At 47.0% G+C, this 6,601-nt stretch carries 8 protein-coding genes; 4 read left to right on the forward strand and 4 right to left on the reverse strand.

Annotated elements, in window-relative coordinates; genetic code table 11:
- Nucleotides 1-83: 83 nt before the first annotated feature.
- The 4 genes from EKM81_RS07945 to EKM81_RS07960 all read right to left on the reverse strand — a co-directional run bounded on the left by EKM81_RS07945 (nucleotide 84) and on the right by EKM81_RS07960 (nucleotide 2,701).
- Nucleotides 84-1,355 carry a site-specific integrase gene (locus tag EKM81_RS07945; RefSeq protein WP_125650551.1) on the reverse strand — a complete coding sequence of 424 codons (1,272 nt, stop codon included), beginning with the start codon at nucleotides 1,353-1,355 and terminating at the stop codon, nucleotides 84-86.
- Nucleotides 1,356-1,416: 61 nt separating this feature from the next.
- A complete protein-coding gene (locus EKM81_RS07950) occupies nucleotides 1,417-1,779 on the reverse strand; it encodes a helix-turn-helix domain-containing protein (protein WP_016383462.1) in 363 nt (120 codons plus the stop codon).
- A 251-nt stretch (nucleotides 1,780-2,030) separates the two neighbouring features.
- Nucleotides 2,031-2,282: a helix-turn-helix domain-containing protein gene (locus tag EKM81_RS07955; protein ID WP_016383461.1), complete on the reverse strand. Its 252-nt coding sequence runs from the start codon at nucleotides 2,280-2,282 to the stop codon at nucleotides 2,031-2,033.
- Between the two features lie 20 nt (nucleotides 2,283-2,302).
- Nucleotides 2,303-2,701 carry a sigma-70 RNA polymerase sigma factor region 4 domain-containing protein gene (locus tag EKM81_RS07960; RefSeq protein ID WP_016383460.1) on the reverse strand — a complete coding sequence of 133 codons (399 nt, stop codon included), beginning with the start codon at nucleotides 2,699-2,701 and terminating at the stop codon, nucleotides 2,303-2,305.
- Between the two features lie 608 nt (nucleotides 2,702-3,309).
- Here EKM81_RS07960 and EKM81_RS07965 point away from each other — a divergent pair.
- From EKM81_RS07965 to EKM81_RS07980, 4 genes are read left to right on the forward strand one after another with little or no spacing between them, the layout of a single operon-like run.
- Complete coding sequence (locus tag EKM81_RS07965; RefSeq protein ID WP_016383459.1) at nucleotides 3,310-3,750, forward strand: CopY/TcrY family copper transport repressor; 441 nt, start codon at nucleotides 3,310-3,312, stop codon at nucleotides 3,748-3,750.
- Nucleotides 3,751-4,122 (forward strand): cupredoxin domain-containing protein, encoded by a 372-nt coding sequence (locus tag EKM81_RS07970; protein WP_016383458.1) that lies wholly within the window; start codon nucleotides 3,751-3,753, stop codon nucleotides 4,120-4,122.
- 49 nt (nucleotides 4,123-4,171) lie between these two features.
- Nucleotides 4,172-4,444 carry a cupredoxin domain-containing protein gene (locus EKM81_RS07975; protein WP_016383457.1) on the forward strand — a complete coding sequence of 91 codons (273 nt, stop codon included), beginning with the start codon at nucleotides 4,172-4,174 and terminating at the stop codon, nucleotides 4,442-4,444.
- Complete coding sequence (locus EKM81_RS07980) at nucleotides 4,444-6,372, forward strand: copper-translocating P-type ATPase (RefSeq protein ID WP_016383456.1); 1,929 nt, start codon at nucleotides 4,444-4,446, stop codon at nucleotides 6,370-6,372. Before EKM81_RS07975 ends, EKM81_RS07980 begins: the two co-directional genes overlap by 1 nt.
- Nucleotides 6,373-6,601 lie beyond the last annotated feature (229 nt).

Raw genomic sequence — 6,601 nt, forward strand, 5'->3', positions numbered from 1 at the left:
TGCGCGTGTCTCTGTCGAGGGTCATTTGCATCGCGACCTTTTAGGGCGTCAGCTCAAGCCTTACGTTGCTTTGTGCGTCAATTTTAACGAGTTTCGTTGAGTTTCATTTCCTGCGCGAGTGAATTCTTGCGCGCCTCTGCGATCCGTTCAGCGAACTTATTATGCACATCCAGACCGACCACATCAGGGGTGTTTACGTAAATCCGCGTGGTCTTAATATCGGAGTGCGTCAGCGCTTCGGAGATCAGTTCGAGGCTGGCACCACCTTGGTGAGCTAGAGTGGAGAACGTGTGCCGCAGCTTGTGTGGCGTCACGCGCACCAGCTCCTCTGCATGGCGCTTGTAGATTGAATTCAGTCGATAGTTCAAGTAGTCCGCATGGAGCGGTTGATTGATACCTCCTCTAAAGTTGGTGTAGGTGAATAGGAACTGATCTGGGCCAGCTTGGATATTCACGTCAGCAAGCTCCTTGGCTTGTTGTTCCTTCCACTCTTTCAAAAGTGGAATCAGAAACGCCGGGATCTGGTGTGAAGTTTCCTTGTTGGCTTTGGTTGGCCCGATTTTGCCGCTCTTTTTGAGGGCTTGAATAATCAGGACGTAACCGGTGTTGAAGTCAATGTGTTTCCATTGCAACCCGTATGATTCGCCTTTGCGATCACCAAGGTTCAACGTCATCAGCAACAGCAAGTAGTCTTGGAAGGACAGCTTCCGGTTCTCGAAGTCTTCTTTGGCAGCATCGAGCCAAGCAATCATTTCATCAGCAGATAGAGACGAGCCGGTCATTTTACGCCGAGTGGCGAGCCGCTCCTTCTTCGGGCTGCCGACCAATCGTAGGGCTTTTTCGATACGGTTGGCGTCGATGTAGTCCATGATCTCGGCGACCTCGAAGACTTGGCGAACGTAAGCCTTGACCGTGCGAATGTTCGCGTACTTCTCAGCCAAGATTGAAAGTTCTTGAACCACGAACTGCTTGTTCAGGTTCAAGTAGTTCAATGAATAATCACCGAACAGCGGTAGCAAGTGCAACCGGAAAATGTTTTGGGTGTTGACCTGGGTTTCCTCGGAAGGAACGACCCGGATGCGCCCACTACCACCGGCAGTGTACAGTGGCCACCAAACTTCCCGGTAGAAATCCTTGAACAGGATCTCGCCGTTAGTTTGAATGGAACCCGCCGACGCCTTGCGCTGTGCTTCTTTGATCTTGTCTTCGACTTTCTTCTGCAATGCCTTCGCTTCCAGCTTGGTTGCGACGGTTTTGCGGTAACGCAGCGTCTTTACGCCGATGATGTCGCGAATGTCTTTGGGGTAGAACACCTCCACAAAATAAGTGCCTGCATCAGTTTTAGTAATTGCCATGATATTTACCTCCTGTTGGTTGTCAACGAGCTTGAACAGGACGTAAAGCTACATCGACATATTACCATCCTTCAACACGTTTGCGAAGCCATGCATCGACGGCATCGCGATCATAACGAACCACACCGCAGACGTTGATTCGTGGTAGGCCAAGGCCAATCCACTTATCTAAGGTGTTGTTAGAAATTTTTAAGTAGTCGCACAGTTCCATCTTCAACAGATACCGATTGTTGGTGGCGAGTTCGTTACGCGCTTTGTTGACCTCATCGAGAAACAAGGTGGCTAGCGCGTTGCGAATCGCGATCACGTTGCGGTCATCCATTGGAAAATCGAGTGTGGACTGGGATGCTGGTGCTTCGATAAAACATGCCTCCTTTCCGGCAGTCACGAACAGACTGATGCGAATACGACAGGCGGTCATCATTCAGCCCGGTTCCAACCGGCTATTGAGAACCTCGCTGTGAGACGCTCTTTCTCCCGTTTCGTGGCAGTGACGTACAAGTATCCGGCCTACTGGGGTAATCGCTCGCTCGTGTGAGGTTGTGGCGTTGTGAGGCCTGCGTTGCTAAATGATGGTATTCAGTTGTCAAAGGACATCGGCGGTAATCAAAAACCCGCTTCGTTATATACAGACAACGAAAGCGGGTCGAAATGAAAGGGATTGGTGAAAATTGTTTATGTTTTTTTCTGACCGGGATTTTGTGAGGGTAGCGCAAGGTGCTGCTCAACGTTGAAGCACTTCGCAATGTAGATCAGTTTGATTTGAAGCTCTTGTCTTAAATCTGGATCGACGTGCCGTTGCCCGTACTTGGCCTCGTAGTCAATATCACGGCCAAATAATTCAAGCATGAGGGAAACAGCGTCGTCGTTGTCCTCCTGAACCGCCAAAATAACCGGTACTAGGTTATCGATCTCTGAATAATGCATTGAATACTCCTCCGCATCCATTACATGTTTGTGTATGCTGCCCGAATTCGATTCAAAGCCCGTTGCCGGCGATAATTCACCCCCTGGCTAGTTTTGCCGGAACGGCTACCGATTTCCACGTCGTTCAGCTCGTCATAATAGTATTGATACAACACCATCTTATCAGGTAGAGAAAGGGAAGCAACCGCCGTGGCAAGACGCTCGTTTTCGATGAAGTCCTCCAAGTGTTCGATTTCCTCATCGGTCAGTTTGAGTTCGTCAAGATGGTGTGGATCTTCAATTTCTTCGATGAGCCATTCTTCGAGTGGTGTCTCTTTGATTCGGCGAAGATTGACTTTGTGGCGATTGATTCGTTCGTTCTTGAGCGCTTGCTGCACATAGCGGATAAACATCCGCGACACTTCTTGTTCACTACTCATTTGAATGGCCTCCTAAAATCAACTAATGTGGTTACATATAGACAGACAACTTTCGGCACATGAAATGAAAGGGGATTCAGGAATTTGTTAAATAATTTCACTTGTACTTAAAATGCTGTAGAAAAACCATTGGCTGCGGGGACCAATGGTTTGATGTGTGGATCAAGCGCGTTAAGTTAACCTGTCGTTGTGTTGCGCGAAAACGCTCGATAACAAAGTGATGTGCGTGAGCTTGCGCCTTTTCTGGGAAGCGAAGGGTCAAAGGAAAGAGTTGAAAGATTAACTCGAGGCATGTGGTTCCCTGAACACTAGTTTTATCGAGCTATTTCACCATTTAGCGTATATATGATCCAACGCCAATATAATACAACCCATCGTTTTTGGCTCGGAATGTATTTGTAATTCACGAGCAATATGTTGAAAATCCAAGTGGAAGTTTAAGCGAGTGCTGATACCACAGAAAATGGCACTATAGAGACCGACTGTGACTGCATTGTTCTGATTTGGGTTGAACGACAAGAAAAAAATTGAATCTAATGTTGACAAGTGTAAATACAAATCATATAATCATTCTCGTAAGTTACAACTGTAAACGAAGGGAGACCGATATGGAAATTCCAGAAATGTCTCGTGCTGAATGGGAAGTAATGCGCGTGATTTGGACCGAAGGCGGCGCTGATACCAACGATATTATTGAAGTGCTACGAGCCAAGCAGAATTGGTCCGATTCAACGACTAAAACACTGTTACGGCGTTTGGTCGGTAAGCAAGCTTTGACTACTGTTAAGGTTGGACGACAATTTCATTATTCACCGTTGATCAAGGAACAGGAAACAATGCAACAAAATGCCAATGAGTTCTTTGATCGGATGTGTGAGATGAAACAGGGGTCAGTCTTGGTGGATTTGTTGAAGAATCTAAATCTTAGTAAGCCTGATATCGAAACAATGCAGGCAGTACTTGCTGATAGACACGATAATGCGCCAGATATGGTAGCATGCAACTGCTTAATGGATGACTGTGAATGTGCTATGGAGGTAGCAAAGTAAATGACACAAATTATCGTTACAATTGTTGGGGTCTTGTTAATTGGATTCATCATTTGGTGGTTCTTTGGTAAACATGAGGTCGCATCTGGTGAGGCGACGGTGACCGGCGACGAACAAAGTATTGATGTGTTGGTTAAAGGCGGCTATTCACCAGAACGGATCGTGTTAAAGGCTGGCGTGCCTGCAGTCCTTAACTTTACTCGTACTGATCCATCAAGTTGTTTGGATCATGTGGTTTTTTCAGATTTTGGGATCAATCAAGCCTTACCTAAAGGCGAGACCCAAGCCATTCGGATTGATACTTCCAAGCCGGGCGAGTTCAGTTGGGCTTGTGGAATGGACATGTTTCACGGACAACTTGTCATTCAGTAATGCACGTTCAAATAACTTAGCCGAATCAAAAATAATAGGAGTGAATATGATGTCTGAAAATGTACAACGAATTGAAGTCGAAGTTGCTGGTGGGTATGCGCCTGCAGTTGTGAATTTGAAGCAAGGCGTTCCTGCATCGATTACCTTTACGCGTACTTCTGATCAAGGATGCTTAGATGTGGTGCACTCTAAGGATTTACATTTTGAAACCGAGTTACCACTAAATCTGCCTCAAACCGTGGCAATCGATACGCAGCGTGCTGGTGAGTACGAATTTAGCTGCGGTATGGACATGATGCACGGGAAGGTTGTGATTGCTTAATGTCAGTAAAGACAAGATTTTGGACGTCCCTAATTCTAAGTTTGCCAATGATTGCGCAGATGATTTTCCACCCACTTTTCGGTTTCGTGTTACCTGGTGGGGACTGGACCCCGTTGATTTTAACGACCATCATCATGGCAGTGACTGCGGTACCGTTTTGGCAAAGTGCATGGGCAAGTTTCACTAAACATCATTCGAATATGGATACGTTAGTTGCCATCGGAACGGCAACGACTTATTTCTACAGTATTTATGCGATGTTTACACATCAATCGGTGTTCTTTGAAACGGCTGCTGTGGTCGTTGCATTCATCATGTTGGGGCAAGTCTTTGAGGAGCGCATGCGCGATAGTGCGTCCAATGCAGTTGCGAAACTGATGGATCTGCAAGCTAAAGATGCCGAAGTGATCCGAAATGGTAAGGCCCAACGGATTCCGGTATCTGAAATCGTTGTCGGCGATCATATCCGCGTGCGACCAGGTGAAAAGATCGCAGTTGATGGGGTTATTGAAGAAGGCCATTCCACGATTGACGAATCAATGGTCACCGGCGAGAGTATGCCAGTTGAAAAACGTGCTGGCGATCGCGTGATTGGTGCTACGATCAATAGTAACGGGACTTTGACTTTTACGGCAGACAAGGTTGGCGGCGACACGATGTTGTCGCAAATCGTTGAGATGGTGAAACAAGCCCAGAATTCACATGCACCGATTCAAAAACTCACGGACAAGGTTTCTGATATTTTCGTGCCGGTAGTTTTGATTTTGGCGATTCTCACTTTCTGGGTATGGTTTGTACTGCTGGGTTCAGGATTGGCAACGTCCTTGATTTTTGCTGTTTCCGTCGTCGTTATTGCTTGCCCTTGTGCATTGGGACTGGCCACACCAACTGCTTTGATGGTTGGTACTGGACGAGCCGCCAAAATGGGTATCTTAATCAAGAATGGTGAAGTATTGGAGGCAGCCAACGGGATCAAAACTGTAGTGTTTGATAAAACCGGTACAATCACCAACGGTAAGCCAGTGGTTACCGATGTCATTGGCGATGAGAAACAAATTTTGACCATTGCCTCTGCACTTGAAGCAACTTCTGAACATCCTCTGGCTAGTGCAGTGATGGTTGCAGCCAAAGAGCGTGCGCTTGACGTGCCTAAAGCTGAGAATTTCAAAGCAATTGAAGGCAAAGGCGTTGCCGCGACCGTTGCGGGCCAAGCTGCCTTCGTTGGCAATGATAAATTGATTGAAGATCATCAGCTTCCAAGCGAACTAGCGGGTCAAGTCACAGCCTTGCAAGATCAAGCTAAGACCGTTGTTTACGTCGGGATGGGAGACGCCATTATTGGTCTGATCGCGATTCAAGATGCGCCTAAGACAACCTCAAAAGCGGCGATTGCGGCATTGAAATCTCGAGGATTGAAGACAGTGATGCTTACTGGCGACAATATTCGTGTCGCCAAAGCAATTGCTGCACAGGTTGGGATTGATGAGGTGATCGCTGACGTGTTGCCATCAGATAAAGCTGATCACGTTAAAGCTTTACAAGCGCACGGAAAAGTCGCTTTTGCCGGTGATGGGATCAATGACGCGCCGGCGTTGACAGTCGCCGATGTCGGCATTGCCATGGGCTCGGGTACTGATATTGCCATCGATGCCGGTGGAATCGTCTTAGTGAAGAATGACTTAAGCGATGTAGATCGTGCCTTAGCGTTGAGCAAAAAGACGTTCTCAAGAATCAAGCTAAACTTGTTTTGGGCGTTTATTTATAACGTCTTGGGCATTCCAGTCGCGGCGGGAATCTTTTATGCTTTAGGGGTGACACTCAGTCCAGAACTCGCAGGATTGGCGATGGCTTTCAGCTCACTTTCAGTGGTGACCAGTTCGGTTCTGTTAAACAAAGCAAAAATCAATACCCGCGTCAAGCTTGCGTAAACTAGGTCCTTGATTTCGATGGTCGGACATAAGTAATCCTGGATTATTCATAGAATTTCAAAAAAGCAGCGCAATCCCATGATTCACACGGGACTGCGCTGCTTTGGTGTTTCACCCATTGGGTGCGCCTATATGCTAAGGTTAAGTCGACAAAAACCATCACGAAAGCGAGGCTTCACACCATCTCAACTTTAACCAGCTTATCCCTGCAATGCAATACCAATGTGAC

The sequence above is a fragment of the Lapidilactobacillus gannanensis genome, from assembly GCF_003946675.1.
In the GTDB taxonomy this organism is placed as follows: domain Bacteria; phylum Bacillota; class Bacilli; order Lactobacillales; family Lactobacillaceae; genus Lapidilactobacillus; species Lapidilactobacillus gannanensis.